Source organism: Nocardioides sp. (assembly GCF_041393715.1).
GTDB lineage: Bacteria > Actinomycetota > Actinomycetes > Propionibacteriales > Nocardioidaceae > Nocardioides.
Window position 1 is genome coordinate 204,241 of sequence record NZ_JAWKJQ010000002.1, and the last position, 21,554, is coordinate 225,794.

The 21,554-nt window shown below is 72.6% G+C and carries 24 protein-coding genes; 7 read left to right on the forward strand and 17 right to left on the reverse strand.

Features of this window, described 5'->3' with window-relative positions:
• Window positions 1–98: 98 nt before the first annotated feature.
• Window positions 99–224, forward strand: coding sequence for a hypothetical protein (locus R2740_RS03895; protein WP_371301382.1), 126 nt, complete (start codon window positions 99–101; stop codon window positions 222–224).
• A 69-nt stretch (window positions 225–293) separates the two neighbouring features.
• Here the strand turns inward: R2740_RS03895 and R2740_RS03900 are convergent, their stop codons facing one another.
• Together R2740_RS03900 and R2740_RS03905 are read right to left on the reverse strand one after the other, a co-directional pair.
• A complete protein-coding gene (locus R2740_RS03900; protein ID WP_371301383.1) occupies window positions 294–935 on the reverse strand; it encodes a hypothetical protein in 642 nt (213 codons plus the stop codon).
• 50 nt (window positions 936–985) lie between these two features.
• The gene (locus R2740_RS03905) at window positions 986–1,561 is read right to left on the reverse strand and encodes a helix-turn-helix domain-containing protein (protein ID WP_371301647.1); all 576 of its coding nucleotides are present in this window, start codon (window positions 1,559–1,561) and stop codon (window positions 986–988) included.
• A 291-nt stretch (window positions 1,562–1,852) separates the two neighbouring features.
• Here R2740_RS03905 and R2740_RS03910 point away from each other — a divergent pair, with 291 nt between their 5' ends.
• On the forward strand, window positions 1,853–2,764 hold the full coding sequence (locus R2740_RS03910; protein WP_371301384.1) for a hypothetical protein: 912 nt from the start codon (window positions 1,853–1,855) through the stop codon (window positions 2,762–2,764).
• A gap of 247 nt (window positions 2,765–3,011) precedes the next feature.
• Here the strand turns inward: R2740_RS03910 and R2740_RS03915 are convergent, their stop codons facing one another.
• The 5 genes from R2740_RS03915 to R2740_RS03935 all read right to left on the reverse strand — a co-directional run bounded on the left by R2740_RS03915 (window position 3,012) and on the right by R2740_RS03935 (window position 8,252).
• Window positions 3,012–3,323 carry a glutaredoxin domain-containing protein gene (locus R2740_RS03915; protein WP_371301385.1) on the reverse strand — a complete coding sequence of 104 codons (312 nt, stop codon included), beginning with the start codon at window positions 3,321–3,323 and terminating at the stop codon, window positions 3,012–3,014.
• Window positions 3,324–3,435: 112 nt separating this feature from the next.
• Window positions 3,436–4,290 carry a serine/threonine-protein kinase gene (locus R2740_RS03920; protein WP_371301386.1) on the reverse strand — a complete coding sequence of 285 codons (855 nt, stop codon included), beginning with the start codon at window positions 4,288–4,290 and terminating at the stop codon, window positions 3,436–3,438.
• Between the two features lie 28 nt (window positions 4,291–4,318).
• Window positions 4,319–6,064, reverse strand: a complete 1,746-nt coding sequence (locus R2740_RS03925) for a sulfatase (RefSeq protein WP_371301387.1) — start codon at window positions 6,062–6,064, stop codon at window positions 4,319–4,321.
• Window positions 6,061–6,996 carry a peptidoglycan-binding protein gene (locus R2740_RS03930; RefSeq protein WP_371301388.1) on the reverse strand — a complete coding sequence of 312 codons (936 nt, stop codon included), beginning with the start codon at window positions 6,994–6,996 and terminating at the stop codon, window positions 6,061–6,063. The genes R2740_RS03925 and R2740_RS03930 overlap by 4 nt, the downstream gene beginning before the upstream one ends.
• 290 nt (window positions 6,997–7,286) lie before the next feature.
• On the reverse strand, window positions 7,287–8,252 hold the full coding sequence (locus tag R2740_RS03935; protein WP_371301389.1) for an SDR family NAD(P)-dependent oxidoreductase: 966 nt from the start codon (window positions 8,250–8,252) through the stop codon (window positions 7,287–7,289).
• A 148-nt stretch (window positions 8,253–8,400) separates the two neighbouring features.
• On the opposite strand from R2740_RS03935, the gene R2740_RS03940 reads away from it, so the two are divergent.
• Complete coding sequence (locus R2740_RS03940; RefSeq protein ID WP_371301390.1) at window positions 8,401–8,892, forward strand: Hsp20/alpha crystallin family protein; 492 nt, start codon at window positions 8,401–8,403, stop codon at window positions 8,890–8,892.
• A 69-nt stretch (window positions 8,893–8,961) separates the two neighbouring features.
• On the opposite strand, the gene R2740_RS03945 is transcribed toward R2740_RS03940, so the two are convergent.
• The 8 genes from R2740_RS03945 to glgA form a co-directional block, all read right to left on the reverse strand.
• On the reverse strand, window positions 8,962–10,476 hold the full coding sequence (locus R2740_RS03945) for a flotillin family protein (protein ID WP_371301391.1): 1,515 nt from the start codon (window positions 10,474–10,476) through the stop codon (window positions 8,962–8,964).
• A 39-nt stretch (window positions 10,477–10,515) separates the two neighbouring features.
• Window positions 10,516–11,010, reverse strand: a complete 495-nt coding sequence (locus R2740_RS03950; protein WP_371301392.1) for a hypothetical protein — start codon at window positions 11,008–11,010, stop codon at window positions 10,516–10,518.
• 233 nt (window positions 11,011–11,243) lie between these two features.
• Entirely contained in the window at window positions 11,244–11,834 is a 591-nt protein-coding gene (gene metW / locus R2740_RS03955) for a methionine biosynthesis protein MetW (RefSeq protein ID WP_371301648.1), read from the reverse strand.
• The gene (locus R2740_RS03960) at window positions 11,831–12,976 is read right to left on the reverse strand and encodes a homoserine O-acetyltransferase (RefSeq protein WP_371301393.1); all 1,146 of its coding nucleotides are present in this window, start codon (window positions 12,974–12,976) and stop codon (window positions 11,831–11,833) included. The genes metW and R2740_RS03960 overlap by 4 nt, the downstream gene beginning before the upstream one ends.
• Window positions 12,977–12,997: 21 nt before the next feature.
• Window positions 12,998–14,290 (reverse strand): O-acetylhomoserine aminocarboxypropyltransferase/cysteine synthase family protein, encoded by a 1,293-nt coding sequence (locus tag R2740_RS03965; protein ID WP_371301394.1) that lies wholly within the window; start codon window positions 14,288–14,290, stop codon window positions 12,998–13,000.
• 104 nt (window positions 14,291–14,394) lie between these two features.
• A complete protein-coding gene (locus R2740_RS03970; protein ID WP_371301395.1) occupies window positions 14,395–14,922 on the reverse strand; it encodes a DedA family protein in 528 nt (175 codons plus the stop codon).
• 3 nt (window positions 14,923–14,925) lie between these two features.
• Entirely contained in the window at window positions 14,926–15,756 is an 831-nt protein-coding gene (locus tag R2740_RS03975) for a class I SAM-dependent methyltransferase (RefSeq protein ID WP_371301396.1), read from the reverse strand.
• 25 nt (window positions 15,757–15,781) lie between these two features.
• Complete coding sequence (glgA, locus tag R2740_RS03980; protein WP_371301397.1) at window positions 15,782–16,999, reverse strand: glycogen synthase; 1,218 nt, start codon at window positions 16,997–16,999, stop codon at window positions 15,782–15,784.
• Between the two features lie 52 nt (window positions 17,000–17,051).
• Here glgA and glgC point away from each other — a divergent pair, with 52 nt between their 5' ends.
• Window positions 17,052–18,320 carry a glucose-1-phosphate adenylyltransferase gene (glgC, locus tag R2740_RS03985; protein ID WP_371301398.1) on the forward strand — a complete coding sequence of 423 codons (1,269 nt, stop codon included), beginning with the start codon at window positions 17,052–17,054 and terminating at the stop codon, window positions 18,318–18,320.
• Window positions 18,321–18,355: 35 nt separating this feature from the next.
• Here glgC and R2740_RS03990 read toward each other — a convergent pair whose 3' ends face one another.
• Entirely contained in the window at window positions 18,356–18,976 is a 621-nt protein-coding gene (locus R2740_RS03990) for a mismatch-specific DNA-glycosylase (protein ID WP_371301399.1), read from the reverse strand.
• A gap of 6 nt (window positions 18,977–18,982) precedes the next feature.
• Here R2740_RS03990 and R2740_RS03995 point away from each other — a divergent pair, with 6 nt between their 5' ends.
• Window positions 18,983–19,498, forward strand: a complete 516-nt coding sequence (locus R2740_RS03995; protein ID WP_371301400.1) for a hypothetical protein — start codon at window positions 18,983–18,985, stop codon at window positions 19,496–19,498.
• Window positions 19,499–19,511: 13 nt separating this feature from the next.
• Here R2740_RS03995 and R2740_RS04000 read toward each other — a convergent pair whose 3' ends face one another.
• Window positions 19,512–19,697, reverse strand: coding sequence for a hypothetical protein (locus tag R2740_RS04000; protein WP_371301401.1), 186 nt, complete (start codon window positions 19,695–19,697; stop codon window positions 19,512–19,514).
• Between the two features lie 173 nt (window positions 19,698–19,870).
• On the opposite strand from R2740_RS04000, the gene R2740_RS04005 reads away from it, so the two are divergent.
• Together R2740_RS04005 and R2740_RS04010 are read left to right on the forward strand one after the other, a co-directional pair.
• Window positions 19,871–20,314 carry a hypothetical protein gene (locus tag R2740_RS04005; RefSeq protein WP_371301402.1) on the forward strand — a complete coding sequence of 148 codons (444 nt, stop codon included), beginning with the start codon at window positions 19,871–19,873 and terminating at the stop codon, window positions 20,312–20,314.
• 26 nt (window positions 20,315–20,340) lie between these two features.
• Entirely contained in the window at window positions 20,341–21,540 is a 1,200-nt protein-coding gene (locus tag R2740_RS04010; protein WP_371301403.1) for a site-specific DNA-methyltransferase, read from the forward strand.
• Window positions 21,541–21,554: the final 14 nt, after the last annotated feature.

The window sequence follows — 21,554 nt, forward strand, 5'->3', positions numbered from 1 at the left end:
GTTGCGCCCGACAGTTTGCCTGAAGGACTTGCCAAGTTGTGCCTGGCTGCTGTCACATCGAACTGACCACCACTGCAGTCCTACCTAAGGAGCCCCCCATGTCTCGGATCGTCGCCGCTTTCGTCGCCGCCGTCTGCACCCTGACCCTGTCCACCATCGCTGCCGGACCCGCCGACGCCGCCAGCTTCCGGGTGAGCAAGACCGGCAACGGTCTCTGCTGCTGACTCCGAGGGGTTCGGAGGTCTACTGCGCAGCCGGGAGCCGGAAGGCGGGACGGTCGACCGAGGGCATCCTCATCCGCGCCGCTCCCAAGCACACGGCTGCCTGCCGGAAGGCTGCAAGGGCCGCACCGGTCCGGCCGGCGACCTCGGCCGCCTCGGCGAGGCTGAACCAGAGCTGAGCCACGCCCAGATCGGTTCGAGAAGGGTGAGAAGGTCGGCGGCCTGCTCGAGATCGACGTCGATCGGCTCGCTCATGACGGTCAGCGCCTGGACCTTCGTGACGTGGGCCTCGGCGGTCAGCCCTGGATCTTGGTGACACACCTCGACCGGGATGGACTGCAGCGAGTCGAGAGCAGCAGTCGGATTGCCCTCGCGCAACTGCAGCCGAGCCATCACCAGCGAATGCCTCGCGCGGTCGACCGGGCTGGCCGAGGACCAGTCGAGCTCGCGACCGGCCAGGTCCAGTTGATCCCGGATCTCCTGGGTCTCGGCCGACGGGTCGTTGAGCAGCGTATGGGCGAGCTGGGTCCGGAGCTTGGCGAGGTTGCGGGTGCTGTTGCCGTTCTCGAGGATCGTCAGCGCGCGTGAGGCGAGGTCGACCGCGGCCTGCAGCCTGCCGGCCGCACGCTCGTAGACACTCGCGTTCCAGTAGGCCGCAGCCTGGGCCTCGGGCGCGGCGTTGGCCTCGGCCACCTTGATCGCGCGCCGCGCCATCCGCGTGGCAACGCCGAGCTGTCCGGTCTCGAAGTAGCCACCTGACACGGTCATGGACAGGCGGACGTGCTCGGTGGTGCCGCCGAGCCCTTGGTCTCCATCGAGCGCAGGATGCGCTCGCCGACGCTGATCGCCAGCGGATAGTCACCTGCGTCTCGGTAGCAGCGCGACGGCGCGATGCCGATGTTGGGATCGGCGTCGTCGCCCGCCTCGCGGTCGAGGTCCTCGAGCGCGATGATCGCGGAGTGCAGGTCGCCCATCGCCTCGTAGCACAGGGCGTGCACCAGCCGGATCCGGCGGAGCAGGTCGGGCCACGGGGTGAGGTCGGCATGCTCGAGCAGGTCGGCGGTCAGGGCGACCGCCTCGTCGATGTCGCCGCCCGCAAGGGCCAGCTCGGCCCGGTCGACGTCATGACGTCGAGCCAGGGCGTCCGCGGCCTCGGCGCCGGTCTCGAGGAACTCGGGGGAGACCCCGAGCCTCGCGGCCAGTGTGGCGAGCGCCTGGCGGCTGGGCTGCCGCGCGCCCGACTCGATGCGCGAGACGTAACCGACGGAGTACTCCGACCCCGCCAGGTCACCCTGCGTCATCCCCTGTGCGACGCGCGCCTCACGGATCCGTCGCCCCATGTCGGTTGACGCCACGATCGTCGCGCTGTCCCGAGAACCCACGTTGTTGCCCCCTGTCGTCTGTGTCAATTCCGGCCCAGACTACGCACTGGTGCCCCAGATGTCTCCTGGATGGTCGAACCTGATCCAGACGGGCCGGTCGCGCTCCCCACCCGTCTGGGCCATGCGCCGCCCCGTTCGCACGCACTGTGGCAAGTTTTGCCATCGCGGCTTGACGATCGCCGGACGGCGGGGGCAACCCTGGGTTACAACTCTCTCGTAAACCTCCGACTCGGGATGTGGGAGACCACCTTGTCGTCTAGCACCTTCGAACGACTCCGCCAGCGCCGCGCTCACGCCGCCGGTGAGGATCTCGCCGCGCTCGCGTCCGGCTCGGTCGACCGGCTGATGGCCGACCTCGACACCACCCTGGTCCGCGAGCGCGCACGCCGTGACGCCGAGCGTGACGAGGAGGCCCGCTCGGAGGTCGAGTCGCTGGAGGCGCTGGGTGACCAGACCACCTGGTGGCTGCACCGGCTCGCGTCCGAGACGGCTCGCGCGGACCACGTCGCGCTGACCCCGTCGGGTGTCTGGGTCGTCGGGATGTGGCACGAGCCCGGCGAGCGGGTCGAGGTCGTCTTCCCCGGCGGACCGGGCACCGAGCGGCTGATGGTGCGGGGCAAGGACCGGTCCGACCGGGTCGAGGCCCTGGCCTTCCAGCACCTGGCGGTACGCCGGGAGCTGGCGGCGTACGACGTGCCGGTGCGCGGCCTGATGGTGTTCCTCGACGCCCAGCTGCCCACGATCTGGGCGCCGACCGTGCGTGACTTCCCGGTCGTGGACGCCGAGCTGGCCTTCCACGAGCTGACCGCGCCCGGTGACCTCGACGACCGGCGCCGGCTCGAGCTGCGTCGCGTGCTGCGGTCATCCTTCCGCGGCTTACGTCAGCCCGGACCGCAGCGCGCCAGCGTCGCCCTGTCGAACGCGGCTCGTCCGTTGCGCGCCACGGCGGCCAGCCGACCGACCTCGGCGGCCAGCGCGCTGGTGCACAGGTCGCGCTGGCGGCGCAGGTCGGCGTGGTGCCACCAGATCGGCACCGAGGCGCAGCGGGCGGCGGCGTCGGCCACCGGCTGGTCGCCGCCTTCGGCCTCGGCGGCCACCAGGTCGAAGATCTCCTGCCGGGTCCGGCCCTCCGGCACCTGGCTCAGCGTGGGTCGCACGTAGCCCGCCATCGCCACGACCGGAGCCCAGGCCTGGTCGACCGTCGCGTTGGCCGCCGCCTCACAGCCGGCGAGCGCCCGCTGTTCGCGGCCTCGTGCGGTCCGGTCGACGACACCCAGCGACCCGAGGAGCACGACGACCGAGACGAGCAGCAGAGCGATCCGCCGCGCCGGCCAGCGTGCTGGTCGTCGCGTCTGCTCCAACACCTCGACGTCGTCGTCGGGTGCCGGTCGCAGGCCCTCGCCGGTGCTCATCCGTGGCGGGCCAGCGCCTTGCGCACCAGGCGTGGCGGGGGGTTGGTGTGCGGGACCCCGTCGATCACGACCGTGGGGACGGTCTCGGCGCCGCCGTTGACGCTGCGCACGTAGGCCGCCGCCTCGTCGTCCTCCCAGATGTTCACCCAGGCGGCGCGGTCGGCGTAGCGGCGCACCCGGGCGCCGAGCGCCGCGCAGAAGCCGCACCCGGGACGCCAGTAGATCGCGACGCCCTGCTCCGCCTGCCGGAGTGCGTCGTGGTGCCCGGTCGGGGGCGGCAGCCCGCGAACCCGGTCCCACAGCGCCATCGGGACCTCCTTCGCTGGCTGCCCGGCTACCTCGATCGTGCCACAGCGCCCGATCGACCCGCCGTTGTCGCGCTCGGGCAGGGCACGGAAGCGCCGCGCCCACGGGCGCGAGTCAGGGTGCGAACCGCTCGCAGATGATCTGGGCGGACTCCACCTCGGCCAGCATCTCGTCGGCTGTCTGGTAGCGGTGGCCGGGGTCCTTGGCCATCGCCATGGCCAGGATCTGGTTGACGACCCGCGCCGGCACGCCCCCGTCGCTCAGCTGGGGGACCGGAGCGTCGCGGTGCGCGAGCGCCACCTGGACGCCGGTGCCGCGCCAGGGCGGTGCGCCCGAGAGACACGCCCACAGGAGGCACCCGCAGGCATAGAGGTCGGTCCGGGCATCCGCCGGCCGCCCGTCGTGTCGCTCGGGGGCGAGGTACTCCCAGGTGCCGATCGCCGCGGTCTCGCGGGTGAGGCCGGTCTCCTCCAGGGACCGGGCGATGCCGAAGTCGCACAGCAGCAGCCGGGTGCTGCCGTCGGGCCGCCGATGGACCAGCGCGTTGCCGGGCTTCACGTCGCGATGGACCACCCCTGCTCCGTGGGCGCTGCGCAGCGCCACCAGCGTCTGGCGGACGAGATCGAGGGCCTCGGCGGGGGGCAGCCCGCCGCGCTCGCGGAGCACCTGGCCCAGGTCCTGTCCCGGGACGAGACGACTGGCGATGAAGAGCCGGCCGTCGACCTCGCCGGCGTCGTAGACGGTCACGATGTGGGGAGAGTCCAGGCGGGCCACGATCGCCGCCTCCCGGCGGAACCGCTCCTGGAAGTCGGGGTCCGAGGCGAGGTCGGGGGCGAGCACCTTGAGGGCCACCTGCCGCTCGAGCGCCAGATGCGTGGCCTCGTAGACGACCCCCATCGCGCCCCTGCCCAGGAGTCGCCCCACGCCGTAGGCGCCGAACCGCGACCCCGGGGCGAGCGAGGTCGTCACGGCTCGGTCCTGCCGGAGGTGCTGGGGCTCATCGCCCGACCTGGTAGTAGGCCTGGGTCGCCCGGGCCTGCCGCCTCGTGAGCTCGCGGTTGGTGTCCGGGTCGAGGGTGAGCGAGGCCGGCAGCGGCACGCGGCAGCTGTCGCCGGCACAGGCCACCTGGTCTCCGAGCAGCGTCCGGAGCTGGTCGGCGACCTCCGCGGGCACCCGGTCGGCAGGGATGCTCTCCATCTCCAGCGGGTCCTTCTCCAGGTCGTACCACTCGGTCTCCCCGGTGCTGTAGAGCATCAGCTTCCAGCGGCCCAGGCGGACGCCGACGATCGAGAGCCGCTGCTCGCCGGCGATGGTGAGCGCGCCCGGGTAGCCGGGCTCCTCCATGACTCCCTCGAGCAGGATCGGCCGCTGCCATCCGACGTCCCCGGACTCGATGGTCGCGGACAGGTCGATGCCGTCGGGGTCCTTCAGGTCCGTGCCCGCCCAGGCGGCGAAGGTGGGTGCCAGGTCGATCGTGGCGACGGGGTCGTATCGGTGCCCGCGGGGGATGCCCGGTCCGGTGATCATCAGCGGCACTCGGATCGAGGGCTCGTGGGGGGTGATCTTGCCGAACCGCTTGTCATGCTCGCCGAGGTAGAACCCGTTGTCGGAGGTGAAGACGACGATGGTGCCGTCGAGTGCCCCGTCGTCGCGGAGCCGGTGCAGCAGCTTCCCGATCTGACGGTCCAGGACCCCGAGCGCCTCGGCCCGCTGTCGCGTCAGGCTCTGCTCCGCCGTCAGCTCGGCCGCGCTCAGCGGTGGCAGGCGGCTGAGGTAGTCGGGCTTGTCGGTGCGGTCGGGTTCGGGGTCGCCGGTCGGCGGGACGCCGGCTCCGCGCGGCACCTGGTCGTCGTAGGCGCCCTTGATCCAGTCGGGGCGCACCGGGGACAGCCAACGACGGACGACGCCGTTGGTCTGTCGCAGCCGCACGACGTCGTCGGCCTCGAAGGGGAACCCATGATGCGGCGCGACCGGGTTCCACCACACGAACCACGGCCGCTGCTCGGGGTCCTCGGCGAACCGCTCGGCCAGCCTGGTGGCCTGCCCAGCCGTCACGACGGTGGTGTACTGGCCCGGCCACGTGCGGAGCTTGCCGTTGACGTTGCTGGTCAGGTGGAAGTAGTTGTAGGTGCCACCGCGCAGCGGCGACGACCGCGGGAACACGTGGTCGGTGGAGCCGTACCACTGCGTCCATCCCGGCGGGACGTAGTGCAGGGACGGCTCGCCCGTGCCGTGGACCGGCCGCTCGCCGTAGTAGTTGAGGTACTTCCCGATCAACGCGGTCTGGTAGCCGGCGGCCTCGAGGCGGGTCGCCAGCGTGTCGGAGTCGTCGAAGGCGCTGAAGCCGTAGGGCCGCTGGTGCGACAACACCGCGTGGTTGTGGGAGTACTGCCCGCTGAGGAAGCTTGCTCGCGAGGGGCAGCACAGGGGGTTCGGCGCGAAGGAGTTCTCGAAGGAGAGGCCGCGACGCTGGATCAGCCGGCGTACGTGCGGCATGAACCGGAGGTCGTCGACCCGCATGTCGTCGGTCTCGATGACCAGCACGTTGGGGCGGGTCCCGGCCAGCGCAGACTCGGTGGCGGAGGAGACCGCCGCGGTCGGCGACGGGGACGCGGTCCCGCTCCCGGGCTGCTCCCCGGGGCGCCCGGTTGACGGCGACAGCACGCTGCATGCCGTGGCCAGCAGAGCGACGAGGACGACGGCCAGCGATCGAGCGCGGCCGCGTCGGTCGGCCCGGGTCATGGGGCGCAGAACGTCTGTTGCAGGGTCGACCAGGTGCGCGGCTCGACGACACCGCTGGGACTCTGGCCGACGTCCGACTGGAACGCCGCGAGCGCGTCGACGAACTCCGAGCCGTAGTTGCCGTGCACGCTGTGCCGGTCGAGGTAGCCCTTCAGCATCAGCACCCACTGGACCTCCTGGATCCACCGGACGGCGACCTCGGACTCCACATCGACGCCGGCGGCGCCGATCGCAGGGAGCTCGTCTGCCGAGGCGTCGCACATGCAGAGCTCGCGCTCGCCGGCGTCTCCCTCGAGGAGCTTGATCCGCGCCCAGTTGACGCCGGTGCGGTGGAGCTGCTCACAGGCCGCGGCCAGGGTCGGGTAGGGGCCCTGGTAGACGGTGTAGATCGAGTCGGAGGTCCGCGTGTCGTAGGCCCGGAAGCTCCTGCAGGAGGCGGCGTTCTCGAGGTAGTGAGCACCGGAGACGGCCGTGGCCGTCTTGCGCAGGACGCCCCGGTTGGTCGCGTCGCCCGAGATCTGGAGCAGGATGAGGTACTTCCCGGAGCACGCCTGGTTCTGCAGGCCGATCCCCAGCCGCAGCGGGTCGCGAACCTCCGGCTCGGTCGTCGGGGTCGGTGTCGAGCTGGCAGGCTCGGACGAGGGAGGGGCGGTGGTGGAGGCCGCCTCCGACGGGCTGCTGTCGGCTCGCGGGCTCGCGTCTGGCCGCCGCCGCGTCGTCGGTGCCTCGGGTGCCGAGATAGTAGGCGCCGCCGACGACGACCACCGCCAGGACGGCGGCGCGGCGGCGAGCGCCGCGAACAGGCCGCGCCGACTGCGCGGCGCCGGTCCATCCGGGTAGGTGCCGGGCCGGGTCGGTGGCTGGCCGGGTGGCCAGCCGACGGGCGGAGGCTGCGGCAGCGGAGTGCGCGGGCCCGAGGGGGCAGGCGGCACGGCCGGTGGCGAGGCCGGAGGCGGGGGCCGGGGCGGACCGAGCACGGTGGCGGCCTCGTCGATGCCCTGGGGTGCGGGCGCCGGGGGCCGCCTCGACCTGGGGGACCCGCGCGCCGCACTGGATGCAGAAGCGCAGGGACTCGTCGGTCAGTCGGTTCCCACAGTCGTGGCAGAACCGTGGAGAGCTCATGGGCAGCGCTTTCTTCCCCGGGGACCGGCGGGCAGTCTACCCAGGTCGGCGTGGATGCGAGCGGCTATCCCGGTCCCGTGGACGGGCCGGTGCGAGGGGATCAGGCACGCCGGCCCGGAGCGGTCTCCGTCTCGACCCAGGACCACAGCCGCGCGACCTGGTCGGGACTCGACTCGGTGCGGGGCAGCAGATGCGTCGGGCGGCGGCGACGGTCGTGCCAGAGCCCGCCACCGGCCGGGGACGGTGACTGCGCCGCCAGCCACACGGTGGTGTCGGCGCCCGCCACGGCGTCGCGCAGGAACGGACCCACGATCCTGCGGAACGTGGGCAGCGACTCCGCCACGCCAGGAGTGTCGGCCCAGCCGGGGTGGGTGGCATGGACGTGCACACCCGAGGGGGACCAGCGGCTCTCCAGGACCGGCAGCAGCTCGACCTGGGCCCGCTTCGAGCGGGCGTAGGCCGTGGTGCCGGAGTAGTCGCCGCTGCGATAGTCGGGGTCGTCGTCGCGTAGCCGCTGGCCGTACATCCCGCCCGAGGTCACCAGGACCACGCGGGCTCCCTCCCGCAGGATCGGCAGCAGCCGCTCGGTCAGGGCCACGGGCGCCAGGACATGCAGCGCCATGGTGAGCTCGTGCCCCTGTGGCGACTCCTGGCGGGTGGCGGGGAGTGCGCCGGCGTTGTGGACCACCACGTCGAGGGAATGCCCCGCGGCGAGCAGCTCGTCCCCGAGGTCGCCGACATCGTCGAGGTCGGCGAGGTCGCACCGCCACAGGTGGAGCGAGGAACCGGGGATCTCGCGGCGCAGGTCGGCCAGCACGCGGCGTCCCTTGGCCAGGTCGCGCACCACCAGGTGGACCTCGGCGCCCAGGGCCGCCAACCCGGCCGCGGTGGCGATCCCCAGGCCGGAGGAGGCCCCGGTGACCAGCGCCTGCTGCCCGCGCAGGGCGTCGGGCGCGGGGTCCGCCGGCCATCCGGGCAGTCGGCTGCGCACGGCGTGGCCGACGGCGGAGAAGCCGGGCGCGACCGTGCGGTCGAGTGCGGTGTCGAGCCAGCGTGCGGGGAGCATGCGTCGAGGCTAGCCAGCGGTGGGAGGGGTGAGTGAGGGACCTCAACCTGGCATTGGGTCGCTCAAGGGAATTGAGTAGACTCGACTCAAGTTAGGACCGGTGAGGGTCCGGACGTCGGGCCCGAGCCACTGAGCGAGGAGAACCACCATGCGCAACAGCCTCTATGTCCGCCGTGACCCCTTCCGTGACTTCGAGTCGATCATCCGCCAGGCGTTCGCCCCGGTCGGCGTGGACGAGGTCGACGCCGCGTTCAGCCCGGCGGCCGAGGTCCACCGAGAGGGCGACGACGCCCTGATCCGCCTCGAGCTCCCCGGCCTCGACATCGCCCGCGACGTCACCGTCGAGGTGCTCGGTCGCGAGATCGTGATCAGTGGGGAGCGTCGCGACGAGCGCGCCGAGGAGTCGGAGGGACGCCTGCTCCGCGAGTTCCGCTACGGGTCCTTCCGGCGCTCCTTCAGCCTGGGCCGACCGGTGCGCCCCGAGGCCGTGACGGCGGGCTACGACGCCGGTGTGCTGACCGTGCGGGTCGCCGAGGTCTACGCCGAGCTGACCGGACAGAAGATCGCCATCAGCACCACCGAGCGGGCCGACCAGGGTGAGGTCGTCGCCGGCGAGGCCGAGGAGACCCCGGCCTCCTGACGGCGCCCCGGCACTCGGCCCGGCCGGGCGGGGAGGGTCAGCACGCCGTGGGCCCCTCCCCGCCCGACCTCAGCCGGCGGTGCCGCCCTCGAGCTCCGGCTCGCCCGCGCCGGCGGCGTACTTGCTGACCAGCCCCTCCAGGTCGACCCCGGTGGTGTTGCGCAGCATCTCCAGCGTCTGCACGACGTTGTCCGTGACCTGCTTGGGGATCTTGCCGGCGCCGTCGGTGGAGATGACCGTCAGCTTGTCGATGGCGCTCATCGGCGCTGCCACCTCGTGGGCGACCTTGGGCAGGATCTCGACGAGCATCTGCAGCACGGCAGCCTCGTTGTACTGCGCGAAGGCGTCGGCGCGCTTGCTCATCGCCGTGGCCTCGGCCTCGCCGGTGGCCAGCGTGGCTGCCGCCTGCGCGTCACCCTCGGCGCGGACCGCGTCGGCCTCCGCGACGCGGCGGGCCTTCTCGGCCTCACCGCGCTTGGCACCCTCGATCGCCTCGGCCTCGGCCAGCGCCGATCGGCGCGACTTCTCGCCCTCACCGGTGAGCCGGGCCTTCTCGGCCTCGGCCTCGGCGGCCGCGATGGACGCCGCCTTGCGGGCCTCGGCCTCGAGGATCTCGGAGTTGCGGCGAGCCTGGGCCTCGGTCTCGACCTTGTAGCGCTCGGCGTCGGCCGGCTTGCGGACCTCGGTGTCGAGCTGGCGCTCCTTCAGGGCCGCCTGCCGGACCGCGACCTTCTCCTGCTCGGTGAGGATGGCCTGGTCGCGGTCGGCCTGGGCCAGCGGACCGGCGGCGGCCGCCTGCGCGGAGGCGGCGTCGGTCTCGGCCTTGATCTCCGCCGTCTTCAGCGCCAGCTGCCGCTGGGAGATGGCGATCTCCTGCTCGGCCAGGATGCGCGCCTGCTCGGCGGCCTGCCGGGCCTCGGCCTCGGCGATCGCGGCGACCTGGGCGACCTTGGCGGCCTCCGGGCGACCGAGGTCGGCGAGGTAGGTGCCGTCGTCGGTGATGTCCTGGATCTGGAACGTGTCCAGCACCAGGCCCTGACCGGTCAGCGACGTCTCCGACTCGTCGGCCACGCGCTGGGCGAACGCCGCGCGGTCCCGGATGATCTGCTCCACCGAGAGCGAGCCCACGATCGACCGGAGTGAGCCGGCGAGCGTCTCCTGGGTGAACGTCTCCACCTCCTCCTGCTGGGTGAGGAAGCGCTGCGCGGCCGCGCGGATGGAGTCCTCGTTGCCGCCGACCTTGACGATCGCGACGCCGTCGAGGTTGAGCTTGACGCCCTGCCCCGAGACGGCGCCCCGGATCTGCACCGAGATCCGTCGCGAGGACAGGTCGAGGATGTGCAGCCGCTGCACGAACGGGATCACGAACACGCCCCCGCCCATCACGACCTTCTGGCCGGAGAGGTCGGTGGACAGCACGCCGGTCTCGACGTTGCGGACCGACCGGCCCTTGCGGCCGGTGACGATGAACGCCTCGTTGGGGCCGGCGACCTTGTAGCGGCTGGTGATCAGCAGCACCAGCAGCACCAGCAGCACGACCAGGCCGACGATGGCCATCAGGGTGGGTGAGACGGACGAGAACATGACGGGCTCCTGTTCGGAACGGGTGGCGGATGGGGTCGGTCAGCGGGACTCGACCGAGACGGAGGTCGGCGAGAGGACGCCGGTGACGATCACCGGGGTCCCGGCGGGCAACGGCTCGGGCGCCCGTGCGTTGAGCTTGGTGAGATGGCCGGCAACGACCACGGAGATCTCGCCGTAGCCCTCCGCGGGGATCGCGCTGACCACGGTGCCCTCCTTCCACACCAGCTCGGCGGAGCGGACGGTGGAGTCATCGTCGCCGTCGCGCAGCTTGGCCATCGCCCAGCCGACCAGGGCGCCGATCACCACGCCGGCGACGACGCCGACGGCGATGCCGACCGTGGTGCTGCCGGTGGCGTCGTACGCCAGGGCGCCGACGAAGCCGAGCGCGCCCAGGAAGCCCGCCAGCGCGGCGCCGGAGAACCAGTCGCCGCCGAACTCGAACATCCCGTGCAGGGCGTCGGTGTGGTCGCCGAAGAACAGCGACAGCACCAGCAGGACGATCCCGATGACGCCCACGACCAGGAACGCGGTCACGGCCCTTCACATCCTCCCCGTTGCGGTCGGGCGCACCTCGCCCACACCGTACGACGCCCCGCAGGGTCGCCAGGGATGCATCCTAGGGCCGGGAGTCTCCGGCGTTCGGCGAATCCGTCCGGCTCAGCGGGCCGCCCTACGCGTCGGTGTGCTGGTTCGGCCGATCGGGGTGAGGCCGCTCGGGTGCCAGCGGCGGCAGCGTCTCGCCCAGCGGCACGCCGTAGCGGATCTGCTCAGGGGGCCACGACGGAGTAGGCCGCGCCCGAGGCCATCAGGTTGGCGGGCCCGCGGGAGCGCCAGCCGGTCGCGGCCCGGCCGGATGCGTCCAGGAGCCGGCGCTCGGCGACGGACAGCCCGCGGGCCGCGAACAGGTCCTCGAGGTCCGCCAGGGTGGCCAGGTGGATGTTGGGCGTGTCGTACCACGGGTGGGGGAGCTCGGCCGAGACCGGCATCCGGCCACGCAGCGCGAGCTCGGCCCGGTGCTTCCAGAGGCCGAAGTTGGGCACCGACACGATCCCTCGCCCGGCGATCCGGACCACCTCGTCGAGCACCCGGTCCGGATGTCGGCTGGCCTGGAGCGTCTGCGAGACCACCACCAGGTCGTAGGACCCGTCGGCGAACTCGCCCAGCCCCGCGTCGAGGTCGAGCTCGATGACCGGGACGCCACGTCGGATCGCCGCGCGCAGCGAGGCCGGGTCGCGGTCGACGCCGGTCCCGGTGCAGCCGCGGCTCGCAGTGAGCTCGGCCAGCAGCGCCCCGTCGCCGCAGCCGAGGTCGAGGACCCGGGGCCAGGGGCACCAGCGCCGCCACCACCTCGAGGTCAGGTCGCATCGTGGCCTCCGGCGGTGCCGATGCCCTCGGCGGCCTGGTCGAGGAAGGCGGCGACCGTGTCGAGGTAGTCGGCGTTGTCGAGCAGGAACGAGTCGTGACCGTGCGGGGAGGCGACCTCGCGGAAGGAGACCGGCACCCGCGCCCGCTCGAGCTCCCGCACGATCCGTCGGGAGTGGGTGGTCGCGAACCGCCAGTCGGAGTCGAAGGAGACGACCAGGAACCGGGTCGGGTCGGCGGAGCGCGCCAACGCGTGGGTGGCGGTCGGGTCGGCGAAGCAGTCGAAGTAGTCGAGCGACCGGGTCAGGTAGAGGTAGCTGAGCGCGTCGAAGCGGTCGAGGAAGGTCTGCCCCTGGTGCTCGAGGTAGGACTCGACCGCGAAGTCCACGCCGAACCGGTGCCGCGGCTCCTCCGAGTCCTGGAACCGGCGGCCGAACTTCTCGGCCATCGCCTGCTCCGACAGGTAGGTGATGTGCGCCATCATCCGGGCGATGGCGAGTCCGGTGCGCGGCCCTCCGCCCTCGGGGTAGCGCCCGTCGGCGAACTCCGGGTCACGCATGATCGCGGACCGGGCGACCGCGGAGAACGCGATGTTCTGCGCCGACAGCCGACTGCTCGCGGCGATGACGACGGCGCGGCCGACCTCCGTCGGTGCGTCGAGCGCCCACTGCAGGGCCTGCATGCCGCCGAGCGACCCACCGATCGCCGCCAGCACCCGGTCGATGCCCAGGTGCCGGGCCAGCCGGCGGTGCACTGTGACGAAGTCGCGGACGGTCAGCAGCGGGAAGTCCAGTCCGTACGGCGTCCCGGTCGCCGGGTCGACGGACGCGGGACCGGTGGTGCCGCGGCAGCCGCCCAGCAGGTTGGGGCAGACGACGAAGAACCGGTCGGTGTCGACGGGTCGCCCGGGGCCGATCATCGTCTCCCACCAACCCGGCGAGTCGGGGGTGCCGGTCGCGTGCGAGTCGCCGGTCAGCGCGTGACAGACGAAGACGGCGTTGGTGCCGTCGGCGTCGAGGGTGCCCCAGGTCTCGTAGGCCACCTCGACGTGGTCGAGCCGCCCGCCGCTGTCGAGCAGCATCGGGTCGTCCTCGGTGAAGAGCACGACCCGATGCCGGAGGTCGGGCGTCGGGGTCATGGGGAGGGACAGGGGGAGGTCTCAGCCCGCGGCGGCCAGCGCCTGGTCGAGGTCGGCGATCAGGTCGTCGACGTGCTCGATGCCGATCGACAGCCGGACCATGTCCTCCGGGACGCCCGCGGCGGCGAGCTCGTCGGGGGTGAGCTGGCTGTGCGTGGTGGTGGCGTTGTGGATCGCCAGCGACTTGGCGTCGCCGATGTTGGCCAGGTGGCTGAACAACGTGAGCGCCTCGATGAACCGTTTCCCGCCGTCGCGCCCGGACTTGATGCCGAAGCTGACCAGGCCGCCGTACCCACGGCCGGTGAAGTTCTTGTCGGCCGCCGCCTTGTCGGGCGAGTCGGCGAGGCCGGGGTAGTTGACCCAGGCGACGGCGTCGTGCCCGGCGAGGTGCTCCGCGACCTTCTGGGCGTTCTGGCTGTGCCGCTCCATCCGCAGATGGAGGGTCTCGAGGCCCTGCAGGAACAGCCAGGAGTTCATCGGCGTGACCGCGGCACCGGTGTTGCGCAGCAGCACCGTGCGAGCCCGGATGATGTAGGCGAGGTTGCCGACCGCCTCGGTCCACACCACGCCGTGGTAGGCCCCGTCGGGCTGGGTGAGCCCCGGGAACCGCTCGGCGTGGGCGGTCCAGTCGAAGCTGCCCGCGTCGACGATCACGCCGCCGATCGAGGTGCCGTGGCCGCCGATGTACTTCGTCGCCGAGTGGATCGCCACGTCGGCGCCCTGGTCGAGGACCCGGCACAGGTACGGCGTCGGGGCGGTGTTGTCGACGAGCAGCGGCAGGCCCTGGTCGTGGGCCGCGTCGGCCCACGCGCGGATGTCGACGACGTTGATCCTCGGGTTGCCGACGGTCTCGGCGAAGACCAGCTTCGTCTTCTCGTCGACGTGCTGCGCGAGCTCCTCCGGCTTGTCGGGGTCGACGAAGCGCACCTCGATCCCGAACTGGGGGAGCGTGTGCGCGAACAGCGCGTAGGTGCCGCCGTAGAGCGTGGAGAGGGCGACGATGTTGTCGCCGGCGTAGGTCAGGTTGAGCACGGCGTAGGTGACGGCGGACGATCCGGACGCGGTCGCCAGCGCCCCGACGCCCCCCTCCAGGGCGGCCATCCGGGTCTCGAAGACCGACTGCGTGGGGTTCATGATCCGGGTGTAGATGTTGCCCGGCACCTTGAGCGCGAACAGGTCGGCGGCGTGCTCGGTGCTGTCGAAGACGTAGGACGTCGTCTGATAGATCGGCACCGCGCGGGCGTTGGTGGCGGAGTCGGCCTCCTCCTGGCCGGCGTGCACGGCCAGGGTCTCGGGGTGGAGCGCGTCGGTCATGGCGGTCCTCTCGGGGTGCAGCACAGGGACTCGGGCGGCGCGTGGCGGCCGTCCAGGGGTGTCTCGCCACTCTGGCCGACGGCGATGCCGCGCGGTGGCTCGTCTCAGGTTTCGGAACGCCGTTCCACCAGTTGGGACGAGGGAGCGTCGCCCGGAGTGTCGTCCGCGTCCTCGTCCGGGGTGGCCGCGCGGCGTCGGGCCCGCCAGGTGCCGACCGTGACCAGGGCCACGAGGGCCGCCACGACCAGCCACCACCAGCCGGCCCCGCCGAGGACGGCGTACAGGACGGCGAAGCCGACGGTCGTGTAGACGGTGGCCCACAGCGCCGCGCCGACCACGAGCGCGGGCAGGTAGCGCCGGGCCGGCATCCGCAGCAGGCCGGCGGCGGCGTTGACGGCCGACTGGACCCCGACGGTGAGGAAGGACAGCGAGACGGCCGGTGCTCCCCAGCGGGTCACCACCGCCTCGGCGCGGACCACCCCGGGGTGCTCGGCGAGTCGCCGGCGCCGGTCCCCGGCCCCGCGCAGGCCCCGGCCGACCCAGTAGATCGCGCCCCCACGAGCTATCGCGCCCGCGAAGAAGAACACCCACACCAGCGCGACGGGCCAGCCGTCGGTCAGCCACAGCGTCACCGGTCAGCTCGCCTTGCGCGCCTGGAGTGTGTAGGTCAGCGGCAGCCGCTCGGGGTGCTCGTCCAACCGGAACTCCCCGTCGTCACCGCGGGTCATCCGTCCCGGGAGCGCGTCCCACGGCACGCTGCGATGCTCGACCAGCTCGGTGATCACCAGGCCCCGGTCGAGCAGTGCGGTGACCACCTCGCCGAGACCGTGGTTCCACGACTGGGTCTCGGTGGTCTCGAACTCGGTGTCGGTGGCGACATAGGTCCCGCCGTCGTCGTCGTGGATCGGTTCCGCGGTTTCGAAGTAGGGGTAGCCCAGCGCGAGCACGCCCTGGGAGGTCTCGTCGAACGCCCAGAGCATCGGGTGCCCCTCGCGCAGGAACAGCCGACCGCCGGGCGCGAGCAGGTCGTCCACGACGGCGGCCCAACGGTCGATGTCAGGCAGCCAGCACAGGGCGCCGATGCCGGTGAACACCAGGTCGAACCGGCGGCCCGCGAGCGCCCGTGGGGCGGAGTAGACGTCGGCCTCGACGTAGTCGATCGGGACGCCGGCGCGCTCGGCGAGCGCGCGCGCCTGGTCCAGGGAGGCGGGGGAGAGGTCCAGGCCGGTCATCGTCGCGCCGAGGCGCGCCAGGGACAGCGTGTCGGTGCCGATGTGGCACTGGAGGTGGAGGCCGGTCAGCCCGCTCAGGTCGCCGAGCCGCGGCCGGTCGAACTCCACCACCTGGCTCAGCGCCGTGGGGTCGGCGACCAGCTCCTCGACGCGGTAGTCGGGGCTGCTGGCGTGGGCGGGCGCCCGCTCGTCCCAGTTGGCGCGGTTGACCGCGAGGTAGTCGGGGGTCGCCACGACGGCCAGTCTGCCCGACGGCGGGTCAGCGCAGCACGGAGCGGTAGACCTCGACGGTCCGCTCGGCGATGGCCGTCCAGGAGAAGGAGTCGATGGCCCGCTGGCGCCCGGCCCGGCCCATCTCGGCCGCCCGCTCCGGGGCGCCCACGACCTCGTTGAGCGCCGCCGCGAAGTCGGCGACGTAGCGGTCGGGGTCGAGCGGGGTGCCGGTGCCGTCGGTGGCCTGGTCGATCGGCACCAGCAGCCCGGTGTCGTCGGGCACCACGACCTCGGGGATGCCGCCGGTCGCGGTCGCGACCACGGCGGTCTCGCAGGCCATCGCCTCGAGGTTGACGATGCCCAGCGGCTCGTAGATCGAGGGGCAGGCGAACGCCGTCGCGGCGGTGAGCAGCCGGATCACGTCGGCGCGCGGCAGCATCTCGCGGATCCACACCACGCCGGTGCGGCTCGCGGCCAGGCCCTCGACCAGCCCGACGACCTCGGCCTCGATCTCGGGGGTGTCGGGGGCGCCCGCGCAGAGCACGATCTGCACCTCCGGCGGCAGCTCGGCGACGGCGCGCAGGAACAGCGGCAGCCCCTTCTGCCGGGTGATCCGGCCCACGAACACCACCGAGGGACGGTCCGGGTCGACGCCCAGCTGGCGCACCCGGTCGGGATCCACGGCCGGTGCCCAGGCCCCGGTGTCGATGCCGTTGTGGATGACGGTCACCCTGGCCGGGTCGATGTCGGGGTAGGACCGGAGCACGTCGTCGCGCATCGCCGAGGACACCGCGATCACGGTGTCGGCCGCGAGGTAGGCGGTCCGTTCCACCCACGACGACACGGCGTAGCCGCCGCCGAGCTGCTCGGCCTTCCAGGGGCGCAGCGGCTCGAGCGAGTGGGCCGAGATCACGTGCGGCACGTCGTGCAGCAGCCCGGCCAGGTGGCCGGCGAAGTTGGCGTACCACGTGTGCGAGTGCACCAGGTCGGTCCCCTCGCAGCCGCCGACCATCGCCAGGTCGACGCCGAGCGTCTTGACGGCACCGTTGGCCTCCGCGAGCTCGGTCAGGTCGGCGTACGACGACGTCAGGGGCTCGTCGCGCGGCGCGCCGAACGCCTGGACGTGGGTCTCCACGTCGTCCCTGGCTCGCAGGGCCCTGACCAGCTCGGCCACGTGGACGCCGGCGCCGCCGTAGATCTCCGGTGGGTACTCCTTGGTGAGAACGTCGACTCGGAAGCCCGGACCAGCGCTCGCCTGTGTCATGTCGCGAAACTACCCCTCCCGCCGTATGACCGGACAGGGCTAGCGTGGCGGCATGAGCACCTATGGCGTCGGATCCCGGTCGCACGGACGCAGGAAGGTGCTGGCCATCGTGCTGGCCGGCGGCGAGGGCAAACGCCTGATGCCGTTGACGGCCGACCGGGCCAAGCCGGCGGTGCCGTTCGCGGGCATCTACCGGCTGATCGACTTCGCACTGTCCAACGTCGTCAACGCCGGCTACCTGAAGATCGTCGTGCTCACGCAGTACAAGTCACACAGCCTGGACCGCCACGTGACGACGACCTGGCGGATGTCCAACCTGCTGGGCAACTACGTCGCCCCGGTCCCGGCCCAGCAGCGGGTCGGCAAGCACTGGTACCTCGGCAGCGCCGATGCGATCTTCCAGTCGCTCAACCTGCTCAAGGACGACAAGCCGGACATCGTGGTGGTGGTCGGCGCCGACCACGTCTATCGCATGGACTTCGCCCAGATGGTCACCCAGCACATCGACTCCGGCGCGGCGTGCACCGTGGCCGCGATCCGGCAGCCGATCTCGCTCGCCGACCAGTTCGGGGTGATCGACGTCGACCCGGCCGACCCGGCCAAGATCCGCGAGTTCCTCGAGAAGCCCACCGACCCGGTCGGTCTGCCCGACAACCCCGAGGAGGTGCTGGCGTCGATGGGCAACTACGTCTTCGACGCCGACGCGCTGATCGAGGCGGTCACCGACGACGCGGTGATGAGCGGCTCCAAGCACGACATGGGCGGCGACATCGTGCCCGCCTTCGTCAACCGCAGCGACGCGGGCGTCTACGACTTCCGCGACAACGAGGTCCCGGGCGCGACCGACCGCGACCGGGGCTACTGGCGCGACGTCGGGACGCTGTCCTCCTACTACGCCGCCCACATGGACACCGTCGCGCCGCTGCCGGTCTTCAACCTCTACAACTTCTCCTGGCCGATCTACACCTCCTACGGTCCGCAGCCGCCCGCCAAGCTGGTGCGCGGCGAGCACGGCGTGCTGCCGATCGCGGAGGACGCGGTGATGTCGCCGGGCGTCGTCGTGACCGGTGGGCAGGTCTATCGCTCGGTGCTGTCCCCGTCGGTCTACGTCGACTCCAAGGCGGAGGTCAGCGACTCGGTCCTCCTCAACGACGTCCACGTCGGCCGGGGGGCGGTCGTCCGGCGGGCGATCGTCGACAAGAACGTCGTGATCCCGGCGGGCGCCCGGGTCGGCGTCGACCCGGAGGAGGACCTCGCCCGCGGCTTCGTGGTCGAGGACGGGCTCACCATCATCGGCAAGGACCAGGCGTTCCCCGGCTGACCAGGGATGGTGCGGGGCCGGGCTCGGCGGCCCCCTCAGTCGAGGAGGCCCGCGGCCCGGGCGGGGCCGGCGTACGCCTCCGCGAGCGAGGCGACCGTCTCGTGCGCGTTGAGGCCACTCGGGTTGGGCACCACCCACAGCTCGGCGCCGGCCAACGGCTCCGGCTGACGACCGGGGACCGCCCGCCGCTGCCCGAAGGCGGTGCGGTAGGCCGTGATGCCGGCGACCGCGACGACCCGCGGGCGGAGCCGGCGGACCGTGTCCACCAGCCGGGTGCCGCCCTCGCGCAGCTCCTCGGCGCCGAGCTCCGCCGCGGTCGCCGTCGCCCGGCGGACCAGGTTGGTGATCCCGATCCCGCGGGCCCGCAGCTCGTCGCGCTCGGCCTCGGTCAGCCCGGCGGCCGGGTCCACGGCGTGCTCGAGGATGCCCGCGCGCAGCAGCGCGGGATAGAACCGGTTGCCCGGATGGGCGAAGTGGGTCTGGGTGGCCGCGGTCCACAGCCCCGGGTTGATGCCGACGAACAGCAGCCGTACGCCGTCGCCGACCAGGTCCGGGACCTCGGCGCCGCGGAACGACTCCAGCTCGGCACGGCTGAAGCTGCGACGCCGCCCGGGCGCGGACCCGCCGGGGAACCGCTGCTCGGTCGGGTCCGTCACAGCCTCATGAGACCACGACGCCGCCCGCCGGGCCGGGCCGCCCTGGTCGGGCTGCTGCTCGCCGCGCTGCTGGCAGGTGCCGTCGGCTGTGGTCGCGCGAGGGAGTCGTCGCCCGCGCCGGACGACACCGCCTCGCCCCCGGGAGGAGCGAGCGCCGTGCCCGTGGCGATCCTCACCGGCACCGCCGCGGGCGGCGAGGTCGACCTGACCCCGGTGCCGCTGGACACGCCGGCCGCCGTGGCGGCGTTCGTGGGTCAGTTCGACAACCGGCGGTTCGCGGCGCGGATCGAACGCCGGGTGGCCCGCACCGACGTCGGCGAGGGCCGGACCCTGGTGGGCAGCGTGGTGTCGATCGGCTGTCAGGTGCCCACCGAGCTCGCGGTGCTCGGGCCGCCGGGACGCATGGAGGTCACCCCGGTGATGCCCGAGTCCCCGACACCCGTCGAGTGCTTCGCGCCGATGACGTCGGTCGGGCTCGTGGACATGTCCGACGCGCTGCTCGCCGACGGCTCGGTCGGTTGACCCGACCCCTGGGTCATCGACCGGCGGGGGTGTCGACCCGGATGCCGACCGTGGCGTTGACGGTGACGGCCACCCCCAGGGACAGCGCGATCACCGCGACCACGGCGAGCACCAGCAGCAACCCGCGGGCGCGCCGGGGGAGAACCCGGTCGGTCCCGTCGTCGGCCCGAGCCGTCTCGGCCGCGGGGTTGATGCTCATCCGGCCATCATGGCGAGGTCCCTCGGTGCCGCGAGGTGAAACCGGGGGAACCGCGAGCAGGTGGTCTAGCCCAGTCCCCACCGGCCGGGCGGGTCGGATTTCTGGGTCGGGTTTGATGTGATGGACCCATCCCTGGCCGGCGCCGGCCGCCGGATGCGTGATGAGGAGAACCGATGGCATCGAAGGGTCGCGTCACCAAGGCCGCCACCGCCGCGGCGGTGCTCGCCGTGAAGTACGGCCCGCAGGCGAAGATCGTGTGGGACAAGGGCGGCAAGCAGGCCACGCAGGCCGCGGCCAAGCGCGCGATGTCGCTCAACTCGCGGCGCAAGGCGCTCGCGCACGCCGCGGGCGTCAAGGACGGCTCGATCCTGAAGATCGCGCCGACCGGCTCGACCGTCTACGTCGTGTTCGCCGGGGACCAGCCCATCGCGAGCTACCCCGCCCAGGACGTGGCCTACCCCGTGCTCCTCGCGCACGCCGACCTGGACAAGCGGATCCGGCCCGAGGACGCGAAGCGACGCGTCCGCCTCCCGCGTCGCGCCGCCTCCCCGTCCGAGGCCGACGGTGAGGAATCGACGCCGGCGCCGAGGTCGATCTCCGGGGGCGGTGCCGCCTGACGTCGCGGCACCGGCGGACCGGCGCGATGACCGGACGGACCGGCGTCGAGGAGCGCCCGGTCGCGCCGTGGAACGTCTTCGTCGAGGGCGACAACCTGGACGTGCTGGCCGGGCTGCCGCGGTCGGCGTACGACCTGGTCTATCTGGATCCGCCCTACAACACCGGCAACGACTTCGCCTATCGCGACGACTTCCGTGGCGAGGGTGGGCGGCACGCCGCGTGGGTCGCGATGATGCGGCCGCGGCTGGTGTCGGCGCGTGAGGTGATGAGCCCCCGCGCGGCGCTCTACGTCAGCATCGACGACCACGAGGTGGCCCACCTGCGGCTGCTGCTGGACGAGGTGTTCGGCGAGGACGCGTTCCTGGCCCAGGTCGTGGTCAACCTCAACCCCAAGGGTCGCCAGCTCGGGTCGGGGTTCGCGACCAGCCACGAGTACCTCCTGGTCTACGCCCGCGACCCGGCGCACTGCGCCCTCGAGGCCTCCAGCGCAGCGCTGGTCAACCCCAGCGACTTCCCCCTCACCGAGCCCGACGGACGCCGGCTGCGGCACCTGCCGCTGCGCAACACCAACAAGAAGTTCAACCCCGCGACGTCCGCGACCCTGCACTACCCGCTGTGGGGCGACCCCTCGAGCGGCCGGGTGGCCAGCAGGCCGTTCCCGTCGGCGGTGGAGGTGCTGCCGGTGTTCGGCGACGGGTCGCCCGCGGTGTGGCGGTGGTCCGCGCCGCTGGTCGACGAGCGGGCCGACGACCTGTTGTGCAAGGTGATCCGGGGGCGCGCCGGCGACCGGGTCGACATCGTGCAGAAGGACTGGCTGCACGAGGGACGCCGCAAGAAGCTGCGCACGATCTGGCTGGCCGAGGAGGTCGGCTCCACGGACAGCGCGGTGGCGGAGCTGAAGGCGCTGGTCGGACACGTCTTCGAGTCGCCCAAGCCCACCGGGCTGCTGCGCCGCGTCATCGAGACCATGCCCGACGACGCGCTGGTGCTCGACTTCTTCGCCGGTAGCGGCACCACCGGGCACGCCACGGCCCTCACCAACGCCGCCGACGGCGGGACCCGTCAGTGCTGGTCGGTCAACTGGGCCGAGCCCACCCGCGAGGGCTCCAACGCCCGGCTCGCGGGCTACGCCACCGTCGCCGACCTCACCCGCGCCCGGCTGCGCGCCGTGGCCGCCACCGTCGGCGGCGGCTTCGAGGAACGCTCCCTCGACGAACTGGGCTGACCCGGGACCTCGCT